Source organism: Amycolatopsis saalfeldensis (genome assembly GCF_900110575.1).
Classification (GTDB): Bacteria; Actinomycetota; Actinomycetes; order Mycobacteriales; family Pseudonocardiaceae; genus Amycolatopsis; species Amycolatopsis saalfeldensis.
The window spans coordinates 1-20,956 of the sequence record NZ_FOEF01000014.1 but is presented as its reverse complement, the minus strand read 5'-3'; the positions used below and the strand labels follow the sequence as shown (position 1 = coordinate 20,956).

General features: G+C 70.1%; 18 protein-coding genes. 10 read left to right on the top strand and 8 right to left on the bottom strand.

What is annotated here, in order from left to right:
• Positions 1 to 29: 29 nt before the first annotated feature.
• Together ilvA and BMY97_RS27930 are read right to left on the bottom strand one after the other, a co-directional pair.
• Complete coding sequence (ilvA, locus tag BMY97_RS27935; RefSeq protein ID WP_091622023.1) at positions 30 to 1,286, bottom strand: threonine ammonia-lyase IlvA; 1,257 nt, start codon at positions 1,284 to 1,286, stop codon at positions 30 to 32.
• A 52-nt stretch (positions 1,287 to 1,338) separates the two neighbouring features.
• Positions 1,339 to 2,763: a short-chain fatty acyl-CoA regulator family protein gene (locus BMY97_RS27930; RefSeq protein ID WP_091622019.1), complete on the bottom strand. Its 1,425-nt coding sequence runs from the start codon at positions 2,761 to 2,763 to the stop codon at positions 1,339 to 1,341.
• A 228-nt stretch (positions 2,764 to 2,991) separates the two neighbouring features.
• Between BMY97_RS27930 and aceA the strand changes: the two genes are divergently transcribed.
• Together aceA and aceB are read left to right on the top strand one after the other, a co-directional pair.
• A complete protein-coding gene (aceA, locus tag BMY97_RS27925) occupies positions 2,992 to 4,278 on the top strand; it encodes an isocitrate lyase (RefSeq protein WP_091622016.1) in 1,287 nt (428 codons plus the stop codon).
• A 79-nt stretch (positions 4,279 to 4,357) separates the two neighbouring features.
• Positions 4,358 to 5,965 (top strand): malate synthase A, encoded by a 1,608-nt coding sequence (gene aceB, locus BMY97_RS27920; protein WP_091622013.1) that lies wholly within the window; start codon positions 4,358 to 4,360, stop codon positions 5,963 to 5,965.
• Positions 5,966 to 6,546: 581 nt separating this feature from the next.
• On the opposite strand, the gene BMY97_RS27915 is transcribed toward aceB, so the two are convergent.
• Positions 6,547 to 7,080 (bottom strand): TetR/AcrR family transcriptional regulator, encoded by a 534-nt coding sequence (locus tag BMY97_RS27915; protein ID WP_091622011.1) that lies wholly within the window; start codon positions 7,078 to 7,080, stop codon positions 6,547 to 6,549.
• Between the two features lie 91 nt (positions 7,081 to 7,171).
• On the opposite strand from BMY97_RS27915, the gene BMY97_RS27910 reads away from it, so the two are divergent.
• Both BMY97_RS27910 and BMY97_RS27905 read left to right on the top strand, forming a co-directional pair.
• Positions 7,172 to 7,630 carry a nuclear transport factor 2 family protein gene (locus BMY97_RS27910; protein WP_091622008.1) on the top strand — a complete coding sequence of 153 codons (459 nt, stop codon included), beginning with the start codon at positions 7,172 to 7,174 and terminating at the stop codon, positions 7,628 to 7,630.
• A 71-nt stretch (positions 7,631 to 7,701) separates the two neighbouring features.
• Positions 7,702 to 8,487 carry a class I SAM-dependent methyltransferase gene (locus BMY97_RS27905; protein ID WP_091622005.1) on the top strand — a complete coding sequence of 262 codons (786 nt, stop codon included), beginning with the start codon at positions 7,702 to 7,704 and terminating at the stop codon, positions 8,485 to 8,487.
• Positions 8,488 to 9,296: 809 nt separating this feature from the next.
• On the opposite strand, the gene BMY97_RS27900 is transcribed toward BMY97_RS27905, so the two are convergent.
• Positions 9,297 to 10,550: a glycosyltransferase family 4 protein gene (locus BMY97_RS27900; protein ID WP_091622002.1), complete on the bottom strand. Its 1,254-nt coding sequence runs from the start codon at positions 10,548 to 10,550 to the stop codon at positions 9,297 to 9,299.
• 79 nt (positions 10,551 to 10,629) lie between these two features.
• On the opposite strand from BMY97_RS27900, the gene BMY97_RS27895 reads away from it, so the two are divergent.
• Positions 10,630 to 12,462 (top strand): glycoside hydrolase family 2 protein, encoded by a 1,833-nt coding sequence (locus BMY97_RS27895; RefSeq protein WP_091622513.1) that lies wholly within the window; start codon positions 10,630 to 10,632, stop codon positions 12,460 to 12,462.
• Positions 12,463 to 12,898: 436 nt separating this feature from the next.
• Here the strand turns inward: BMY97_RS27895 and BMY97_RS27890 are convergent, their stop codons facing one another.
• From BMY97_RS27890 to BMY97_RS27880, 3 genes are read right to left on the bottom strand one after another with little or no spacing between them, the layout of a single operon-like run.
• Positions 12,899 to 13,393 carry a glutathione peroxidase gene (locus tag BMY97_RS27890; protein ID WP_091622000.1) on the bottom strand — a complete coding sequence of 165 codons (495 nt, stop codon included), beginning with the start codon at positions 13,391 to 13,393 and terminating at the stop codon, positions 12,899 to 12,901.
• A gap of 32 nt (positions 13,394 to 13,425) precedes the next feature.
• Positions 13,426 to 14,952 carry a 1,4-alpha-glucan branching protein domain-containing protein gene (locus tag BMY97_RS27885; RefSeq protein ID WP_091621997.1) on the bottom strand — a complete coding sequence of 509 codons (1,527 nt, stop codon included), beginning with the start codon at positions 14,950 to 14,952 and terminating at the stop codon, positions 13,426 to 13,428.
• Positions 14,949 to 15,719 (bottom strand): class I SAM-dependent methyltransferase, encoded by a 771-nt coding sequence (locus BMY97_RS27880; RefSeq protein ID WP_091621994.1) that lies wholly within the window; start codon positions 15,717 to 15,719, stop codon positions 14,949 to 14,951. Before BMY97_RS27880 ends, BMY97_RS27885 begins: the two co-directional genes overlap by 4 nt.
• 53 nt (positions 15,720 to 15,772) lie before the next feature.
• Between BMY97_RS27880 and BMY97_RS27875 the strand changes: the two genes are divergently transcribed.
• Positions 15,773 to 16,198 carry a hypothetical protein gene (locus BMY97_RS27875; RefSeq protein WP_091621990.1) on the top strand — a complete coding sequence of 142 codons (426 nt, stop codon included), beginning with the start codon at positions 15,773 to 15,775 and terminating at the stop codon, positions 16,196 to 16,198.
• Here BMY97_RS27875 and BMY97_RS27870 read toward each other — a convergent pair.
• Positions 16,176 to 17,015 carry a DegV family protein gene (locus BMY97_RS27870; RefSeq protein WP_091621987.1) on the bottom strand — a complete coding sequence of 280 codons (840 nt, stop codon included), beginning with the start codon at positions 17,013 to 17,015 and terminating at the stop codon, positions 16,176 to 16,178. The genes BMY97_RS27875 and BMY97_RS27870 overlap by 23 nt on opposite strands.
• Before the next feature lie 243 nt (positions 17,016 to 17,258).
• Between BMY97_RS27870 and BMY97_RS27865 the strand changes: the two genes are divergently transcribed.
• The 4 genes from BMY97_RS27865 to BMY97_RS27850 form a co-directional block, all read left to right on the top strand.
• The gene (locus BMY97_RS27865) at positions 17,259 to 18,044 is read left to right on the top strand and encodes an electron transfer flavoprotein subunit beta/FixA family protein (protein WP_091621984.1); all 786 of its coding nucleotides are present in this window, start codon (positions 17,259 to 17,261) and stop codon (positions 18,042 to 18,044) included.
• A gap of 27 nt (positions 18,045 to 18,071) precedes the next feature.
• Positions 18,072 to 19,031 carry an electron transfer flavoprotein subunit alpha/FixB family protein gene (locus BMY97_RS27860; RefSeq protein ID WP_091621981.1) on the top strand — a complete coding sequence of 320 codons (960 nt, stop codon included), beginning with the start codon at positions 18,072 to 18,074 and terminating at the stop codon, positions 19,029 to 19,031.
• 151 nt (positions 19,032 to 19,182) lie between these two features.
• Positions 19,183 to 19,965, top strand: coding sequence for a GNAT family N-acetyltransferase (locus BMY97_RS27855; protein WP_091621979.1), 783 nt, complete (start codon positions 19,183 to 19,185; stop codon positions 19,963 to 19,965).
• Positions 19,962 to 20,956 (top strand): lysophospholipid acyltransferase family protein (locus BMY97_RS27850; RefSeq protein WP_143086313.1); only part of this gene is annotated, 995 nt, incomplete at its 3' end. The genes BMY97_RS27855 and BMY97_RS27850, both read left to right, overlap by 4 nt.

Below are 20,956 nucleotides of genomic sequence, written 5' to 3'. Positions count from 1 at the left end.
ACCGTTCGCGTCGATGACGAGGCCCGGCGTCAGAGCAGGTAGTGAAACAGCGGACTCCCCGACTCGACCCGTTCCACCTGCAATGGGCTGGAGTCCAGGCGCGCCAGCAGACCGGGCAGGTCCGCCGGCCGGGCGATCTCGATGCCGATCAGGGCGGGGCCCGTCTCGCGGCTGTTGCGCTTGACGTACTCGAAGCGCGTGATGTCGTCCTCCGGGCCGAGGATTTCGTCCAGGAAACGGCGAAGCGCGCCCGGCTCCTGCGGGAAGCCGACCAGGAAGTAGTGCTTCAAACCCTCGTGCACCAGGGAACGTTCGAGGATCTCGCTGTAGCGGCTGACGTCGTTGTTGCCACCGGAGACGATGCAGACCACCGTCTGCCCGGGCTCCACCTGCACGGCGGTCCCCAGCGCGGCCGTCGCGAGGGCGCCCGCGGGCTCCGCGATCACGCCGTCTGACTGGTACATCGCGAGCATTTCCGTGCAGACCGCGCCTTCGGGCACCGACGTCAGCTCGGCGCCGCTGTCACGCACGATGGGGTAAGTCACGGAGCCCGCGAGGCGGACCGCCGCGCCGTCGACGAACGGGTCCACCTCCGGAATCCGCACCGGCTCGCCCGCTTCGATCGCGGCCGCCATGCACCTCGCGCCCGCCGGCTCGACGCCGACGATCCGGATCTCCGGGTGTCGCTCGCGCACCCACGTCGCGACGCCGGCCAGCAGTCCGCCGCCGCCCACCGGCACCACCAGCACGTCCGGCACGAAACCGAGCTGTTCGACGACTTCCAACGCCACCGTGCCCTGCCCGGCGACGGTGCGGATGTCGTCGAACGCCGGCACCAGCGTCGCGCCGGTGCGCTGCGCGTCGTCGTTCGCCGCGGCGAAGGCGTCTTCGTACGTTTCGCCGACGACGATCACTTCGATGTGCGCCCCGCCGAGCGTCGCGATGCGCTCGCGCTTCTGCCGCGGGGTGGTGCCCGGCACGTACACGCGGCCGTTCGCCCCTAAACGGCGACAGGCGTACGCGAGCCCCTGCGCGTGGTTTCCCGCGCTCGCGCAGACGACGCCACGGGCGCGCGTCGCGTCGTCGAGCTGGACGATGAAGTTGTAGGCGCCGCGGATCTTGTACGAGCGGACGGTCTGCTGGTCCTCGCGCTTGAGCCAGACCCGCGCGTCGACCCGCGACGACAGCCGGGCGTTGGGCTCCAGCGGCGTCCGGGTGACCACGCCCGCCAGCCGCCCGGCGGCCTGCTCGACCAGTTCCGCGTTCACCGTTTCGATGTCGTGCACCCGGCTGAATGTACTTCTCGTCCCGTGGCCACGTCCGGGGCACCGCCGCGTCTCAGACTTTGGGCACCGCCGGGTACGGGACGAACGTGCTGGTGTTCTCGTCCACGGTCAGCGGTTTGCCGATCGCCGGAAACGCGCGCTGCGAGCAGGCCGGGCGTTCGCAGACTTTGCAACCCATGCCGATCGGCGTCGCGGCGGCGGGCTCGTCCAGGTCGAGGCCGGTGGAGTAGACGAGCCGCCCGGCGTGGCGCAGCTCGCAGCCGAGGCCGACGGTGAACGTCTTGCCCGGGCTGCCGTAGCCGCCGATGTTGCGGGAGACGGTCCGCGCGACCCAGAAGTACCGCTTCCCGTCGGGCAGCGCGGCGATCTGCGTCAGGATCTTGCCAGGCGAGGTGAACGCCTCGTAGATGTTCCACAGGGGACACGCGCCGCCCACGCGCGAGAAGTGGAAGCCGGCCGCCGACTGCCGCTTGGACATGTTCCCCGCCCGGTCCACGCGCACGAACGAGAACGGCACGCCACGCTGCTTCGGCCGTTGCAGCGTCGAAAGCCGGTGGCACGCTGTCTCGAAGCCGACGCCGTAATGGTCGCAAAGGCGTTCGATGTCGTAGCGGAACTTCTCGGCCGTCGCCAGAAAAGGGCCATAGGGCAGGATCAGCGCGCCGGCGAAGTAGTTCGCCAGGCCGACGCGGGCGAGTGTCCGCGCCGCCGGCCCGGAGAATGCCCACGAGTCGGCCAGCTCCGTGATCAGGTCGTCGTACTCGAGCAGGGCGATCTGCGACGCCATCCGGAACGCCTGCTGCCCGACGCGCAGGCTCGGCGCGAGCCGCAGCACGCGCGTCGCCGGCTCGTAACGGTGCTGTTCACCTGCGGATTCGTCGATGCCCTCGGCGGTGACGTCCACGCCGTAGCGCTGCCAGAGGCGTTCCTTCAGCGAGCCGAGGACGGCGCCGCGGCGCAGCGGGATCTCGGCGGCCATGCGTTCGGCGCGCTCGTCCAGCTCGGCGACGTAGTTCTCGCGCTCGTAGAAGAAGTCGCGCACCTCTTCGTGCGGCAACGCCGCGGCCGCGCTGCCGTGCAGGCCCAGACCGTTTTCCGTGGTCAGCGCCGCGGTGCTCTCCACGGCGTTGCGATAGCTGCGGTGCAGCTTGACCAGCGCCTGGGCGATGGACGGCAAATTCGTGGCGAGGTCGTTCAGCTCGCCGGTGGTGACGTCCACGCCGAGCACTTCGTCGAGCAGGGCCTCCTTGACGTCGGCGACCAGGCGCGAGGTGTCGTTGTTGGCGAAGAACTCCGTGTCGACGCCGAACGCCTGGGTGATCCGCATCAGCACGGGCACGGTCAGCGGCCGTGAGTTGTGCTCGATCTGGTTGAGGTAGCTGGGTGAGATCTCCAGCACACGGGCGAGGTCGGCCTGGCTCATCGAGCGGCTCTCGCGCAGATGCCGTAGCCGCGCCCCGGCGAAAGTTTTGTCCATGGGTGCTCCGTCCGGCCGGAAGGTTTCCGGGCCTGAACGATTACGTGAACGATCAAGCCCGTGGATTTTCGCCCAGTTGCGAATCCGTGATTCGCAACCTTTGCAAGATGCTACGGAAGCTTCACACAAATTGGCAAATTGGAGCTATGGCCCTTCGTTTCCTGCTCGTGTGAGGGTCGTGACCAGGCAAGGCGAGCAATCGCAAACTTCGCAACACAGGAGAGCCCGATGACCGAGCAGGCCAAGCAGCTCGAGCAGGCGGCGGCCGGACTGGCCGAGCAGTGGAAGACCGACCCCCGCTGGGCGGGCGTTCAGCGGACCTACTCCGCCGCCGACGTGGTGAAGCTGCGCGGCAGCGTCGTCGAGGAGCACACGCTCGCCCGCCGCGGCGCGGAGAAGCTGTGGAACCTCCTGCACACCGAGGACTACGTCCACTCGCTCGGCGCCCTCACCGGCAACCAGGCCGTGCAGCAGGTGCGCGCCGGCTTGAAGGCCATCTACCTGTCCGGCTGGCAGGTCGCGGCCGACGCCAACCTGTCCGGCCAGACCTACCCGGACCAGAGCCTCTACCCGGCCAACTCGGTGCCCGCGGTCGTCCGCCGCATCAACAACGCGCTGGGCCGCGCCGACCAGATCACCTGGGCCGAGGGCAATACCGACATCGACTGGTTCGCGCCGATCGTCGCCGACGCCGAGGCCGGCTTCGGCGGTCCGCTCAACGCGTTCGAGCTGATGAAGGGCATGATCGCGGCCGGCGCCGCGGGCGTGCACTGGGAGGACCAGCTCGCGTCCGAGAAGAAGTGCGGCCACCTCGGCGGCAAGGTGCTGATCCCGACCAAGCAGCACGAGCGCACGCTGAACGCCGCCCGCCTCGCCGCGGACGTGTTCGACGTGCCGTCGCTGATCGTCGCCCGCACCGACGCGCAGGCCGCGACGCTGCTGACCAGCGACGTCGACGAGCGCGACCGCCAGTTCCTCACCGGCGGCCGCACCGCGGAGGGCTTCTACGAGGTCACCAACGGCATCGAGCCGTGCATCGAGCGCGGTCTGGCCTACGCGCAGTACGCCGACCTGCTCTGGATGGAGACCTCGAAGCCGGACCTCGAGGTGGCGCGCAAGTACGCCGAGGCCATCAAGGCGAAGTTCCCGGACCAGATGCTGGCCTACAACTGCTCGCCGTCGTTCAACTGGAAGAAGCACCTGGACGACGCGACCATCGCCAAGTTCCAGCGCGAGCTCGGCCACATGGGCTACAAGTTCCAGTTCATCACGCTGGCCGGCTTCCACGCGCTGAACTACTCGATGTTCGACCTGGCCCACGGCTACGCCCGCGACGGCATGACCGCCTACGTCGACCTGCAGGAGCGCGAGTTCGCCTCCGAGGAGCGCGGTTACACCGCCACGAAGCACCAGCGTGAGGTCGGCACCGGCTGGTTCGACCTGGTCGCCACGGCGCTGAACCCGGAGAGCTCGACCACGGCGCTCAAGGGCTCCACCGAAGAAGCCCAGTTCTGAGCCCTGCTCCCCACCGGCGGGCCGGCGGCCTCCCGTCGCCGGCCCGCCCCACCCCCCTTGCAGCTCGCGGAGGTACGAGATGGCCGACAAGCTGAACTACCGCATCGAGGTCACCGGGCCTGCCGGCGACCGGTTCGCCGAGATCCTGACCCCGGCCGCGCTGGACTTCGTGGCCAAGCTCGACAACACTTTCGCCGGCCGGCGGCGAGAGCTGCTCGACGAACGCCGCCGCCGTCGCGAGCGCTTGCAGGCGGGCGAGGAGCAGCTGGACTTCCTGCCGGAGACCCGCCGCATCCGCGACGACGAGAGCTGGCAGATCGCGCCGCCCGCCCCCGGGCTCGAGGACCGCCGCGTCGAAATCACCGGCCCGACCGACCGTAAGATGACGGTGAACGCGCTCAACTCCGGCGCGAAGGTGTGGCTCGCCGACTTCGAGGACGCGACGTCGCCCACGTGGCACAACGTCGTCGACGGTCAGCTGAACCTGTTCGACGCCATCCGCCGCAACATCGACTTCACCACCGAGGCCGGCAAGCGCTACGCGATCGGCGACGAGCCGGCCACGATCGTCGCCCGCCCGCGCGGCTGGCACCTGGTGGAAAAGCACATTCGCATCGACGGTCGCCCCGTTTCGGCGAGCCTCGTCGACTTCGGGCTGTACTTCTTCCACAACGCGCGCCAGCTGCTCGCCCGCGGCAGCGGCCCGTACTTCTACCTGCCGAAGCTCGAGAGCCACCTCGAGGCGCGGCTGTGGAACGACGTTTTCCTGCTGGCGCAGCAGGAACTGGGCATCCCGCGCGGCACGATCCGCGCCACCGTGCTGATCGAGACGATCACCGCGGCGTTCGAGATGGACGAGATCCTCTACGAGCTGCGCGAGCACGTGGCCGGGCTGAACGCCGGCCGCTGGGACTACATCTTCAGCGTCATCAAGAACTTCTCCTCGCACGGCGCCGACTTCGTGCTGCCGGACCGCGCGCAGGTGACGATGACGGTCCCCTTCATGCGCGCCTACACCGAACTCCTCGTGCGCACCTGCCACCGTCGCGGCGCTCACGCGATCGGTGGAATGGCGGCGTTCATCCCGAGTAAGGACCCTGACACCAACGAGCTCGCGCTGCGGAAGGTCCGCCAGGACAAGGAACGCGAGGCCGGCGACGGTTTCGACGGCTCCTGGGTCGCGCACCCCGGCCTGGTCCCCGTCTGCCGCGAGGTGTTCGACGGCGTGCTCGGCGGCTGGCCCAACCAGCTCGGCAAGCTGCGCGAGGACGTTTCCGTGGCTGCCGAAGACCTGCTGGACGTCGCCAGCGCCGGCGGCGAGGTGACCGAGACGGGTGTGCGCGCGAACATCAACGTCGCGCTGCGCTACGTCGACTCGTGGCTGCGCGGCACCGGCGCCGTGGCGATCCACAACCTCATGGAGGACGCCGCGACGGCCGAGATCGCGCGTTGCCAGGTGTGGCAGTGGATCCGCAACGGCACGAAGCTCGAGGACGGCACCGCGCTCACCCGGGAGCTGGCCGCCGAGTTCCTGGAAGACGAGCTGGCGAAGGTCCGCGCGGACCTCGGCCCGGCCAGCCGGCTCGCCGACGCCCACGCGATCTTCACCGAGACCGCCTTGGGCGAGAAGCTGCCGAGCTTCCTCACGACGGGCGCGTACGCCCGCTACCTCACCGACGCCCGGTGAGCAGTCTCCGGCCGCCCCCGACCTGACCGGGGGCGGCCGGGTTTCCGCACCGAATGGGATGGTGTGGTGACGGGTCCGGTGGCGGAGGCTCCCCGCCGCCGGACCCGAGTTTTTCTGCCGGCACCCAGGTCCGGCGCTGGTCGCCGAGTCGTTTGCCGTTGAGTGGCGAGCCTTGTTGTTCGGTCGGTTCGCCGAGCCGTTTGCCGCTGAGCGGCCAACCCTGTCCTTCGGCCCGGTCGCCGAGCCGTTTGCCGCTGAGTGGCCAGTCGTGTCTTCGACCAGGTCGCCGAGTCATTTGCCGCTCAGTGGCCAACTCTGTCCTTTGCCCAGGTCGCCGAGCTATTTGCCGCTCAGTGGCTAACCTTGTCCTTCGGCCGGGTCGCCGAGCTATTTGCCGTTGAGTGGCCAACCGCGCCTTCGCGCAGGCCGCGCCGATCCCGTCCGGGTCGGGCGGGCTGATTTCCTGGCCGAGCTTCGTCCGACCGGCAACGACCAGCGTCGCCTCCGCTGGTCATCCCACGGCGATCCGCCTGTCCGCCCCGGCCCGCTCTCGTCGATTGGCCGGAGCGAGGCGAATCCGTTCAGCTCTGGCTGTTCACCAGCGTTTCCGCAGCGCCGCGGGCGGTGCGCGCCTCGCTGGCATCGCCCGTGATCGCGGCGAGGACCGTGGCGCCTTCCATGAGCGAGAAGAGCTGGTCGGCGAGCGTCGGCGATGGGACGAGGCCGCGCAGGTACGCCCGCACCTCGTCCTTGTGCTTCCGGATGGCCGCCGCGACGCCGGGGGCCGGTTCGCCGAATTCGCCGAACGAGTTGACGAACGCGCAGCCCCGGAAACCCGGCTCGCTGAACCAGTCGTACAACCAGTCGAAGACGGCCAGCGGGTCGTCGCCGCGGGCGCGGACGAAGTCGCTCAAGGAGCGTCGCCAGCGTTCGTCGCGCTTGAGCAAATAGGCGGTGACCAGGTCGTCCTTCGAGGGGAACACCTGGTATAGCCGCTTGAGCGAGACGCCGGACCGCGTGCGCACGGCGTCCATGCCCACGGTCTGCACGCCGTGGGCGTAGAAGAGGTCTTCGGCTGCCGCGAGCAGTCTTTCGGTGGCTTCCGCCGTGTCCACGTCACGTTCCTCTGGTGTGGAGAATAAGCGTTCTCTACAGTACCCGACAGGAGGGGAACGCACGTTCTCCGCTGATCCGGGAGGAGCCCCGATGGCACCGCGTCCGCCGTTTCCGCCGTTCGACGAAAACACCGCCCTACAGAAGGTCCAGGCCGCCGAAGACGCCTGGAACACGCGTGACCCCGAGAAGGTCTCGCTTGCGTACACCGAAGACTCCGTGTGGCGAAACCGCGACCAGCACGTCGTCGGCCGAGCGCAGATCGTCGGGTTCCTCAGCGCGAAGTGGGCACGCGAGCTGGACTACGCGCTGCGCAAGGAGCTGTGGGGTTTCCGCGGCAACCGCATCGCCGTGCGTTTCCAGTACGAGTCGCACGACGCGTCGGGGCAGTGGTTCCGCAGCTACGGCAACGAGCTGTGGGAGTTCAGCGACGAGGGCCTGATGCGCCGGCGTGAGGCGAGCATCAACGACCGCCCGATCGCGGAGAGCGAACGGCGGATATTCGGCCCCCGCCCGGAATCCGAGCACGGCCTGGAGTTCCCCGTTTTCTGAGCCGCTTCCGCGTGCTCGGCTCTGGGCGAAACGGGGTGCTTTCCCGGCGCTGGAGAGTCAGGCTCGGGCGCATGAGCCTGGGATTCAGCGGGGAAGTGACCGAGTTCTATCACCGTTATCGCCGCGGCTACCCGCCCGCGGTGCTGGACGCGCTCGCCGCCGAGTTCGCCCTGGCCGGGGACGACGTGGTCCTCGACCTCGGCTGCGGCACCGGGCAGCTGACCCTCCCGCTGGCCGCACGGGTCGGGACGGCGATCGGCATGGACCCCTCGCCGGACATGCTGACGCTCGCCCGGCAGGCCGCGCTCGAGTCCGGCGTCTCGAACACCGCGTGGCTCCTGGGCGGCGACACGGAGGTGCCCGCGCTCGGCGGTCTCGTCGGCAACCGGCTGGCTGCGGTCACCATCGGCCATGCCCTGCACTGGATGGACCACCCACCCCTTTTCGCCGCTCTGCGACCACTGTTCCGTCCGGGCGGTGGCATCGCGGTGGTCACCAACGGCCTACCCCTGTGGCTGCAGGACAGCGACTGGAGCCGCGCTTTACGCGCGACGCTCGCCGACTGGCTGGGCCAGCCGCTCACCTCCCCGTGCGGTACGGACGAAGCCAGCCACGACCGTTACCGGACTTCGCTCGCCGAGGTCGGCTACGTCGTCGGCACCCAGACCGTGGACTACCACAGCACTCTGACCTCGGACGACATCATCGGCGGCGTGTACTCCGCACTCAGCGAGGACAGCTTGCCGCCCAGCGGCGAACGCCAGGCTTTCGAGTCTCGCCTGCACACGGCGATCGAGCCGCACGCGCCCTACGTCGAACCGGTCCGGGTCACCTTGCTGACTGGCCGGATCTCCTGACCCGCCAGGGGTTGCCGCTTGGCGGCGAATCGGTTTCGCAGGAGCCGGGTGCGATGGTCCCGTTCGCTCCAGTGTGGATGGAGATTGGCAACGCTGCTGCGCGGTGTTGGCGGCCAGGCCTGAGCCGAGAGCTGCGATGCGGGATTGCGGACCTGGCGTGCGCGGTGGCGTGGCCCTGGGCAGGAAATTGCCGCGCGGCGGCGAATCCACTACGACGAACCACCACGGCGAACCCACAGCAGACCGGACCGCTGCTGCGGACCTGCTCCGGCGAACCCGCTGCTGCGGCGGCGAACTGGATGTAGCGAACCGGCTGAGGTGGACCACAGCGGCGAATCGGCGGCGGTGAACTGCCTGCGGCGAATCGGCTGTGCTGGACCGGTTCTGCTGGACGCGAGGTGATCGGTTGTGACGGATCGGCTGCGCTGGACCGGCGGCGATCCGCTGTGACGGACCACGGCGGCGATCGATTGTGGCGGACCGGCCGCGACGAATCCGCGGCGGCGCCGAGCAACCGAAGCCAGCCCGTCACCGAGCGCGTTCAGGTAGCCCTACCTGTTGTTCCCCTTATTGTTTCGCGCCTGCCCCGGACGGATGCTCGGCAACCACGTCCCGTCCCCGAGGAGCCGTCATGACCAGCAGGTTCAGGTCCGTCGTCGCTGCTGTGCTCGCTGTTGTCGCGGTGGGGTCGGCCGTCGCGCCGACGGCTGAGGTGTCCGCTGCGGCCGGGCAGGCGCGACCGGACTGTGTCCGGCCCTGCCACTTCTGACGCGTCGCCGACTGGCGGCAACACCCATCGGCGGCAACACCTACAGTTCGAAGGCGTTGCCCGTGGCGATCTTCGGGCGGCCCAGCTCGACCGGTTCGGCCGGCCGCGCGCGGCGGTAGACCTCCACCGTCGCCTCGGCGATGCGGCCCCAGTCGAAGTCCGCTGCGAGGCGTGACTGGGCCACTCGCGCCCGTCGGGTCGCGGCCGTGGCGTCGCTGAGGACTGTGGTCACGGCGGTGGTCAAGCCCGTGACGTCGCCGGGCTCGAACGCCAGTCCTGTCTCGCCGTCGACGACCACCTCGCCGAGGCCGCCCGCGGTCGAGGCCACCAGCGGCGCCTTCGCGGCGGCGGCTTCCAGCGCGACGATCCCGAACGGCTCGTACCGGCTCGGCAGCACCACAGCGTCGGCCGCGGCGAGCAAGGCGCGCAGCTCGCGGTCGGGCAAGTGCCCGGCGAAGTCCACCGCGCGCCGGATCCGCAGCCGGCGCGCCTGCTCCACCAGCTCTTCGTAATGTCGCCCCTTGCCGGCGACGACCAAGCGCGTGCCCGGAAAACGACGACGGATCCGGGGCAGCGCGGCGAGCAGGTCCTGCACGCCCTTCTCCCATTCGAGCCGGCCGAAGAACAACAGGAACGGCGTCCCGTCCGGACTGTGCCGCTCGCGCACCCGCGCGACCTCGGCCGAGGACACGCGCCAGCTGCGTTCCTCGATGCCGTTGTGGATGACGGTGACGTCGGCGTCATCGATCTCGAAGAGGTGCGAGACCTCCTTGCGCATCGCCTGCGAGCAGGTGATCACCGCGTCCGCGCGGTTCGCCAGCCACCATTCGACGGAGTGCACCTGCTGGTTCAGGGGGTGCGAGAGCCAGCCCGAGTGCCGGCCGGCCTCGGTCGCGTGGACGGTGCCGACCAGCGGCACCCGCGCCGCCTCCGCGATGGCGATGGCGGGGTGCGTGACCAGCCAGTCGTGCGCGTGGACGACGTCGGGCTGCCAGGTCCGCAACAGGTCCTGCGCCGCCCGGACCATCGCGTGGCCCATGGCGAGCGTCCAGGCGACGAGGTCGCGCTCGAACGTCAGGTGCATCGGGTCCTCGGCCACGCGGATCACGCGCACGCCCTCGGTCACGCGGTCGCTGCGCGGGTGTGTCGAAGCGTCGGTGCCGGCCGTGTGGCGGCAGAGAACCACCACGTCATGACCTTGTTCTGAGAGGTGCCGAGCCAGCGCGTGCACGTGCCGGGCGAGCCCGCCGATGACCACGGGCGGGTACTCCCAGGACAGCATCAGCACGCGCATGGGCAGAGGTTACTCGCCAGTTGGTTCCGGTGGGCTGCCTGGCTGCCGCCGTCGTCGATCTCTGCCACCATCGGTGGTGATGACTTCCGGTCAGCCCGAGTGGCAGCGCAAGGACCCGCCCCTGACGACGCCGTGGACCGGCCTCGTCGACCCCGCCGCGGTGCTCCCCGAGCACCCGCGGCCACAGCTGAGGAGGCCGCGGTGGCTGAACCTCAACGGCCTATGGGACTACGCCGGGTGGCCGTTTTCGCCGGATGAGCCGCGGCCCGTCGGCTACGGCGAGCGCATCCTGGTCCCCTTCGCTCCGGAATCGGCACTCTCCGGCATCGCGCGGCGCGACGAGGTCCTTTGGTACCGGCGGCTGTTCGAGATCCCGGACGACTGGCGGGGCGAACGCGTTCTACTGCACTTCGGTGCGGTCGACCAGACCGCGAAGGTGTGGGTGAACAACCAGCTGGTGGTCACCCACGAGGGCGGTTACACGGCGTTCTCGGCGGACATCACCGACGTCCTGCGCGCGTCTGGGCCGCAGGAGTTGACGGTCCGCGCTGAGGACCGCACCGACATCGCGCCGTTCCCGGTCGGCAAGCAGCGCAACGAACCTGGCGGGATCTGCTACACGCCGGCGTCCGGAATCTGGCAGACGGTGTGGGCCGAGCCGGTGCCCGCCGCCCGGGTTTCGGCGCTCGAGATCACCCCGGACCTCACCGGATTCACGGTGTTGCCCCAGGTCACCGGCGGTGCTCGGGCTGAGCTGGTGGTGTCGTCGCCGAATGGCGACGAGGCCGCGCGGGTCCGCGGCGTCGCCGGCCAGCGGCTACGGGTGGAGGTGCCGGACCCGCGCTTGTGGACGCCGGACGACCCGTATCTGTACGACCTGACGCTCCGGGTTCTGGACAATCGTGGTGATGTCCTCGACGAGGTCGAGAGCTATGGCGGGCTACGCACGGTGGGCGTCGCGCCGGACGAAGCCGGACGGCCGCGGATAACGCTCAACGGCCGCGTCACCTTCCTCCACGGCCCGCTCGACCAGGGCTATTGGCCGGACGGCGTTTACACGGCGCCCACGGACGAGGCGCTCCGGTTCGACCTCGAGAAGACGAAGGAGCTGGGGTTCAACTTCGTCCGGAAGCACGTGAAGGTCGAGCCGGCGCGCTGGTACTACTGGGCGGACGTGCTGGGTCTGGTCGTCTGGCAGGACATGCCGTCGCTGATGGTGTCGTTCGACGGGCCGCCGGGGCCCGCGCCCGACCCGGTGCCGGAGGGACAGCAGCGGTTCGAGGCGGAGCTGCGGGAACTCATCACGCAACTGCGGAGCGTGACGTCGATCGTCGCGTGGGTCCCGTTCAATGAGGGCTGGGGCGAGTTCGACACCGCGCGCATCGCATCGCTGGTGAAGAGCCTGGACCCGACGCGGCTGGTGGTCGCGAACAGCGGGGTGAACTGTTGCTTCTCCCGTCCGGACGCGGGCGCCGGCGACGTCTACGACGACCACACGTACGTCGGCCCCGGTGAGCCGCGCGAAAGGGACCATCGCGCCCTGGTGGACGGCGAGTACGGCGGCATCGGCCTGGTCCTGGACGGTCACTGCTGGCCCGGCCCGCCGCAGGCCTACGAGATGGCGCCCTCCTCGGCGCGGTTGACCGAGCGGTACGCCGAGGTCAGTGAACGGCTGGAGCAGTTGGTCGGTGAGCTGGGCCTGTCCGGCGCCGTTTACACGCAGACGACGGATGTCGAGAACGAGGTCAACGGGCTGCTGACCTACGACCGCCGGATCATGAAACTCGACGCGACCGTCGCGGCGGCCCACAACCGGGCGGTCATCAGGCGTGGCTCGGCCGGGGCCGGGGCGGCCGAGGGGGAGTTGCCGGAAAGCGGCGAACCGGAGGTCGGCGCTGCTTCGAGCCACTGATCACCGGGAAGCGTTGCCCGGAGACGGCGACGGCCACGAGATGCGCCGAAGCGGCCGCGACGGCGCGTTGTCGGTGAGTGGCGACAGGCCTGGATGCGGCGCCGAAGCGGGTCGCGATGGCGCGTTGTCGGTGAGTGGCGACAGGCCTGGATGCGGCGCCGAAAACGGGTGACGACGGCGCGTTGCCGGTGAGTGGCGACGGGTCAGGATACGGCGCCGAATCGGGTCGCCATGGCGCGTCGCCGAGGCATGGCGACGACCCGAACACAGCTCAGAAGCGGGTGGTCACGGGTGCGTAGCCGACGAGCGGCGAGGGCCTGAACACCGCCAGGAAACGGCGAAGGGCGAGAACGCATCCAACCAGCGTCCCCGCCCTTCGCGGCAAGAAATCGGCGACAAACCCGACGGCAGGCTCGGCGCCGAACCCAGCCCGGGCTCAGGCGGAGGCGGGCAACGCGGCCTCGATCGCCTTCACCACGGCCTCGTCCTCGGGCTCGGTCCGGGGCCGGAACCGGCCCACGACCTCGCCGGCCGGGTTGATCAGGAACTTTTCGAAGTTCCACTGCACGTCGCCCGCGGCGCCCTCGGCGTCGGGGGTTTCCGTGAGCGAGGAGTAGAGCGGGTGGCGGCCTTCGCCGTTGACGTCGATCTTCTCGAACAGCGGGAAGGAGACGCCGTAGGTGGTGGAGCAGAACGTCTGGATCTCCTCCGCCGTGCCCGGCTCCTGGCCCGCGAACTGGTTGCACGGGAAGCCGACCACGGAGAAGCCACGGTCGCCGTACTGCTCCTGCAGCCGCTCCAGCCCGGTGTACTGCGGGGTCAGGCCGCATTTCGACGCGACGTTGACCACCAGCAGCGCCTTGCCGGCGAGCGCGCCGAGGGTGGTGTCCTCACCCGAAAGCGTCTTCAGCGGAATCTCGTTGATACCCATTGCCTTGGTGCCCTTTCACTCATTCGGTGATGTCACTGGTGCGGCTGAGTCAGCAGTGCCCGCGCGTCCAGATGTCCGAACGGCCCGTCGTCGCGCCGGTATTCCGCGGCCAGCGAGGCCGCGCGCGTCCGGTTGCCCGCGCGGAGCAAGCCGGCGAGCGTGTCGAAGCGTTCGGTGTGCACGTGGGCGCGGCGTCGCGCGTAGTCGGCGGCGGAGTCCTTCGTGACCATGAAGGCCCAGTCGCTCGACAGCGCCAGCATCGCCTCCGCGACGGCTTGGTCGGCGACCGTGTCGCGAGCGGACCGGTCGAGCCCCGAGGCCAGGTCCAGCAGCCGGGTCTGCAGCGCGGTGTTGTCCTGCACCATGTCCGCGACCTGCTCGCCGTCCCAGACTCGCCAGTCCTTGCCCGAACCCCACGACGAAGCAGGCAGGTCGATCGGCGCGCCCAGGTGGCCCGCGTCCAGCGCGCCCTTCAACGTCGTCACGCGCACGCCCGCCTCGGGCAACGCGCGCAGCACGCCCTCCAGCCAGGCCGGACCCTCGTGCCACCAGTGCCCGAACAGCTCCGTGTCGTACGCCGCGACGACCAGCGACTCCCGGCCGTGCTCCGCGCGCAGCGAACGCAGCCGCGTGACGACCGTGTCCACGAAGTCCTTGACGTGCAGCCCGAGCACGTCCGCGGCCAGGGCCGGGTCGTACGGCGCCTTGTCCTGCGGCTCCACCTGCTTGCCCGTGACGCGCGACGCCTTCAGCCCGACCTCGTGCGCCCACGTGTGGAAGTCGCGGTACGCGGCGTGACCGGGGTAGCCCGCCTTCGGCGACCAGACGCGGTAGGTCACCTCGAGGTCGCGGCCGAAGCAGACGACGTCGGAGTCGCCGACCGGGCGGGCCGCCGAGGTGTCGCCGCGCAGCGACGGGCCGTCGACCAGGAAACGGCGAACGCCGGCGGCGTCGTAGTCCCGCTCCATTCCGGGCGCGTAGCCGCATTCGGGCGCCCAGATGCCCTCCGGCCTGCGCCCGATGCGCAACGCCGTGTCGTCGAGGCCGCCGCGCAACGCGAAGCGGCGGACGCGCTCGTCGAGCAGCGGCTGGAACGGGTGCGCCAGCGGGCCACCCAGCAGTTCGACCGTGTCACTGTCCACAAGGGACCGCAGAATCGGCGAGAACCCGTGCCGCCAGTGGGATTCCAGGTCTTCGGTCGCGCGAACGGCAGTGCGGTACTCCGCGGCGGCCAGCTCGCGCAGCAGCGGATCGCCGCCCCACAACGTCGACGCGTGTTGTGCGCGCAGTTGCCAGTGGCCGAGCCAGTCGTGGCAGGCGCTGATCGCGTACGGGTCGTCCAGCTGGGCCGCGAGCACCGGCGTCATGCCGAGGGTCAGCACGTCGGTTCGCCCCTCATCGGCGAATCGGCGCAGCAGGTCGATCATCGGCAGGTACGAGTGCGCCCACGCCTGGTAGAGCCATTCCTCACCGACCGGCCAGCTGCCGTGGTGCGGCAGCCAGGGCAGGTGGCTGTGCAGGACCAGGCAGAACGTGCCCTCGTGTTCGGTCGAGGTCATGCGCGCACCGCCACGGCGACCAGGTCGAGACTGACGTCGAGGTCACCGGCGTGGACGCTGAAGTCCTCCGCCCGGATCGCGGCGACGTCCGAGAGCAGCGCCTCGGGCCAGACGGCCTGGCCGGGCAGCTCGCCCATCACGACGTCCAGCTGCGCGTCGATGATCGAACCGCCGTGACGCCGTTCCACCGCGCTCAGGCTCGCGCCGTGGTGCAGCCCGAGCAGCTCGACGCCGAAACCCGCGGCCCGCAGCAGACTGTCCAGTTCGGACGGTGCCAGCTCCCGCGTGTGGTACGGGTTCAGCGGGGTGTCGCTGTCCGGCGTGAAGGTGAGCCGGTTGGGGGTCGTGACCAGCAGCTTTCCGCCCGGCCGCAGCACACGGCGGCATTCGGCGAGGAACCCGGCCTGGTCCCAGAGGTGCTCGATCACCTGGAAGTTCGCGATCACGTCGACCGAGCCGTCGCGCAGCGGCAGGTACGCCAGGTTCGCGCGCGCCACCGTGACGTCCGGGTAGCGGCGGGCGACGTGCTCCGTCGTCGGAACGTCGTAGTCCAGCGCCAGCACCCGGCGCGCCCGCGTGGCGATCAGACCCGCCCCGTAACCCTCGCCGCAGCCCGCCTCCAGCACCGTCGCGCCGGCGCAGTGGGGGAGCAGCGCGGCATAGGCGGCTTCATGGCGGCGGAACCAGTAGTTCTCCTCGGGGATCCCGGGGACGGTCCGTTCGCCGGTGAGGTGGAGTGCCTCGGCCCGGGTGGCTGGGGTGGTCACCTGCGCGACCCTAGCGCGTGTCACGTTCCGCGCGGCCGTCTCGTTCCCCGGCCATGCAACGAACCCTCACTCGCGTACTGCTGCTCCTGCTCGGCGTCCTCGAAGGGGTGCCGGGGCTCTGGCCACTGATCACGCCAATCGGCTTCTACCAGGACTTTCCCGGCTTCCGCGCAGGCTGGGTCTCGATGGACGGCCCGTTCAACGAGCACCTGATCCGCGACTTCGGCGGGCTCAACCTCGCGCTTGCGGCGACGCTGATCGGCGCCGCCGTGATCGGCACCACAGCCGTCGCGCGGCTGGCCTCGGTGGCGACGCTGCTGTTCGCCGTGCCGCACCTGGTCTACCACCTGGGCCACTTGTCGCACTTCGGGCAGCTCGATCGGGTGCTGATCATCGCAACCCTCTCGGCGAGCCTGGTGCTCCCGGTCGTGACGCTGCTCCTGCCGGGCCGGCGGGTCAGTTCACCGGCGACACCGTGATGCTCATCGCGCCGGGGCCGACGTGTGCCCCGATCACCGTGCTGGCGTCGCCGACGACCACGTCGGCCACGTCCGGGATCTGCGCCTTGAGACGCTGGACGACCTCGCGCTCGTCGGAGCCGAACCGCGTGATCGCGAGGTCCACCTTCCGGTCGCCGGCGGCCTTCACCGCGAGTTCGACGAGCCGGTTCATGGCCCTTTTCGCGCCCGGGACCCGGGCGAGCGGGCTGATCTCGCCGTTGCGGACAGTGAGCAGGGGCTTGATCGAGAACGCGTTGCCCAGCAGCGACTGGGCGGCTCCGACACGTCCGGTGCGACGCAGGTATTCGAGGGTGTCGACGTAGATCAGTTCGGTGGAGCCGCGGACGCGTCGTTCGGCGGCTTCGAGCACGCGCTCCAGCTGGCCGCCGGCGCCGGAGACGCGCGCGGCGGACACCGCGGCGAAGCCCAGGCTCATGCTGGCCGTGCCGCTGTCGATGATGTGGACGGGGATGCGGACCTGCTGCGCGGCCTCGCGGGCAGCTTGGACGGTCTCGGAGAGGCGGCCGGAGATGTGCATGCTCACGATCGCCGATGCGCCACTGGACGCGGCGTCCTGGTAGGTCCAGAAGAAGGCGCCCGGATCGGGTGGTGACGTGCTGACCGGCCGGCCGGCCTTCATGGCGTCGATGAGCTGACTGCGATCGAACCGGTGCTCGTCGTCCGTGACGTCCCCGGCGTGCAGCTGGACCTGCACGACTCCGATGCCCCAGCGGGCGGCGAGTTGATCGGGCAGGCACGAGGTCGAGTCGGTGACTACGGCGATGTGCGCGGACATGGTGGGGGAGGTTAATGCCTGTCGGCCTACTGCCCGTAGCCCGCCGTTGCTCCGATCGGGCGAGCGGTGTGCTGTGCGGGTTAATCGACCGACTACCGGGACTATGGTCCCAATAGATTGCTCATCCAGGTGAATGCCGTCACCTCAGCGGGTCCAGCCGCTCGAATGGCCCTAATCTACCGGCCAGTAGAGCACTGTCCCGCGGCCGAAAGCCGGCCCCTACCGGGAGGTCGAAGAAGACCTATGACGAACATCGTTGTCCTGGTCAAGCAGGTACCGGACACCTACTCGGAGCGGAAGCTCTCCGGTGCCGACAACACCCTTGACCGTGAATCAGCCGACGCCGTGCTCGACGAGATCAACGAGAAGGCCGTCGAAGAGGCCCTGAAGATCAAGGAGGCGGGCGAGGGCGAGGTCACAGTGATCTCCGTCGGCCCCGACCGCGCCACCGACGCGATCCGCAAGGCGCTGTCCATGGGCGCCGACAAGGCCGTCCACGTCTCCGACGAGGCGCTGCACGGCTCCGACGCCATCGCCACCGCCAAGGTGCTGGCCGCTGCGATCGGCCAGGTCGAGGGCTACGACCTGATCATCGCCGGCAACGAGGCCTCCGACGGCCGCGGCGCCGCCGTGCCGGCGATCGTCGCCGAGCTGCTCGGCCTGCCGCAGCTGACCTACGTGCGCCAGCTGAGCGTCGAGGGCACCACTGTGAAGGCCGACCGCGAGACCGAGGACGGCATCACCCACCTCGAGGCGAGCCTGCCCGCGCTGGTGAGCGTCGGCGAGAAGATCAACGAGCCGCGCTACCCGTCCTTCAAGGGCATCATGGCCGCGAAGAAGAAGCCGGTGCAGACGCTGACCATCGCCGACCTTGGCATCGACGCGGGCGAGGTCGGCCTCGCCAACGCGTGGTCCACCGTCGTCGAATCCTCCCCGAAGCCGCCGCGCACCGCGGGCGAGAAGGCCGAGGACGAGGGTGACGGCGGCACGAAGGTCGCCGAGTACCTGGTCGCGCAGAAGCTCATCTGAGACACGGTTTCGAGGAGGATTCTAGAAATGGCTGAAGTACTCGTCCTCGTCGACCACGTCGACGGTGATGTCAAGAAGGTCACGCTCGAGCTGCTGACCGCGGCGCGCGCGCTGGGCGAGCCCTCCGCCGTGGTGGTGGGCCCGACCGGCACCGCGGCCAAGGCCAAGGCGGCGCTGGCCGGCCACGGCGCCGCGAAGGTGTACGCCGCTGAAGGCGACGCGGCCACCGGCTTCCTGGTGACCCCGAAGGTGGACGTGCTGGCGAAGCTCGCCGAGCAGGTCTCGCCGGCGGCTGTGCTCGTCGCGGCCAGCGCCGAGGGCAAGGAGGTGGCCGCTCGCGTCGCCGTCCGGCTCGGCTCCGGCCTGCTGTACGACGCTGTGGGCGTGAACGCCGACGGCTCCGTGGACCAGTCCATCTTCGGTGGCGCGTTCTCGGTGAAGTCCAAGTCTGCCAAGGGTTCCCCGGTGATCTCGGTGCGCCCGGGCGCCATCGAGGCCGAGGCGGCGGAGGGCGCGGCGGCGGAGGAGACCGTCGAGCTGCCGGCGCAGGACCCGGCGAAGTCCGCCAAGGTGACCGGCGTCGAGCCGATCGTCGGCGGCGACCGGCCGGAGCTCACCGAGGCGTCGATCGTCGTCTCCGGTGGCCGTGGCGTCGGCTCGGCGGAGAAGTTCGACGTCGTCGAGAAGCTGGCCGACTCGCTCGGCGCGGCCGTGGGCGCCTCGCGCGCGGCGGTCGACTCCGGCTACTACCCGGCGCAGTTCCAGGTGGGCCAGACCGGCAAGACGGTGTCGCCGCAGCTGTACATCGCGCTGGGCATCTCCGGCGCGATCCAGCACCGCGCCGGCATGCAGACGTCGAAGACGATCATCGCCGTCAACAAGGACGCCGAGGCCCCGATCTTCGAGATCGCCGATTTCGGCATCGTGGGCGACCTGTTCAACGTCGCGCCGCAGCTGACCGAGGCCGTCGACAAGCGCAAGGGCTGACGTTTTCCCGCTCCGAAGGCCGCCAGGGTCCGCCCTGGCGGCCTTCGGCGTTTCCGGGCCGGGGGAGAAAACCCTCAATTAACTCAACGTGCACTGATCGGTCATCGATTCGCACTCTCCGCGGTTTCCGGGTGACGGGTACACCTTGACCATGACGTCGTCACAGCTCCTCGTCAGCACTGATCAGGCCGGTGCCGAGCTTCCGGCAGACGCGCCGCGCTACTCCCTCCTCGTCGCCCACGGGAACCAAGAAGTGGTCGCCGCGCAGAAGTTGCGGTACGAGGTCTTCGCCGAGGAGATGGGCGCGCACCTCAATTCCCCGGAACCCGGTCTGGACGTCGACCACTTCGACGAGTTCTGCGACCACCTCGTGGTGCGCGACGACCGGACCGGCGAGATCGTCGGCTGTTACCGGATGCTGCCGCCCGAGCGCGCCGTGCAGGCCGGAAGCCTTTACTCCGACAGCGAATTCGACTTGACGGCGCTCACCGGCCTGCGCCCGTCGCTCGTCGAAACCGGCCGCTCGTGCGTGCACCCGGACCACCGCAGCGGCGCCGTCGTCGGGCTGGTGTGGGCCGGCATCGCGCGTTACATGCTGCTTTCGGGCCACCGTTACCTCGCCGGCTGCGCGTCGGTCCCGCTGACCGGCGGCGGCAGCTACGCCGCCGGCGTCTGGGATCTGGTGCGCGCCAAGCACTATTCGGACGAGGCCACCCGCGTTTCGCCGCTGCACCCGTGGCAGGTCGACAACGTCGAGCGCCCGGACCGCGCGGTGCTGCCGCCGCTGATCAAGGGCTACCTGCGGCTGGGCGCGAAGGTCTGCGGCCCGCCGGCGCTCGACGCGGACTTCGGCGTCGCGGATTTCTTCGTGCTGCTCGACCTGCACCAGGTGGACGAGCGGTACCTCAAGTTCTTCCTCGGAGTCCAGTCGTGAGCCACGCCTGGATGCCGAACTCGCCGTGTGGCGACGGCTGCCTCACCGAGGACGGCCCGACGGTCGGCCTCTCGCGTCGGGTGCTGCGCTTCAGTTGCGCGATTTCCGTTGTCCTGGCGGCATTGCTGACCGCGCCGCTGCTGCTCGTGCTGCGCGGACGGGGCCGGGAACGGTTGGTGCGCACCATCTTCCGCGCCGTGCTGCGGTCCTTCGGGGTGAAGCTTGCGGTGCACGGCGGCGCGGACTTCCTGGCCGCGCCCGCCGGCCGTGGCGCGCTGGTGGTGAACAACCACATCTCGTGGCTGGACATCGTCGCGATCAACGCGCTGCGCCCGATGCGTGCCCTCGCGAAGGTCGAGATCGGCGGCTGGCCGGTCCTCGGCACGCTGGTCCGCCGCGGCGGCAGCATCTTCCTGGACCGGACTCGCCTGCGGGCGCTGCCGGGCACGATGACGGAACTCGCGGACGCGCTGCGCTCCGGCTCACTCGTCAACGTCACCCCGGAAGGCACCACGTGGTGCGGCCTGGCCTCCGGCCGCTTCACGACGGCCACCTTCCAGGCCGCCATCGACGGCGGCGTGCCCGTCCGTCCGATCGCGTTGCGCTACCGCCTGGCGGACGGCCGCGAGACCAGCCGCCCGTCGTTCGTCGGGCCGGAGTCGCTGATCGCGTCGCTGCGCCGCGTGGCCGCGCTCCGCGGGCTGGTACTGGAAGTCCACGTCTGCCCGGAGATCGCCCCTGGCCGCGCGGAGGACCGACGGTCACTTGCCGCACTGGCGGACGCTTCGGTCCATTCGGCACTCGGGACGGTCCGGATCCCGCCGCAACGCCGTCGCCGCGCAACGACCACGCCGGCAGCCGGTGCCGTCCCTGCGGCTGGCGCCCGTCCCGCGGTTGGCCCTGTGGTTGGCGCCCGTCCCGCGGTTGGCCCTGCGGCTGGCCCTCGTCCCGTGGCCGGCCCTGTGGTTGGCGCCCGTCCCGCGGTTGGCCC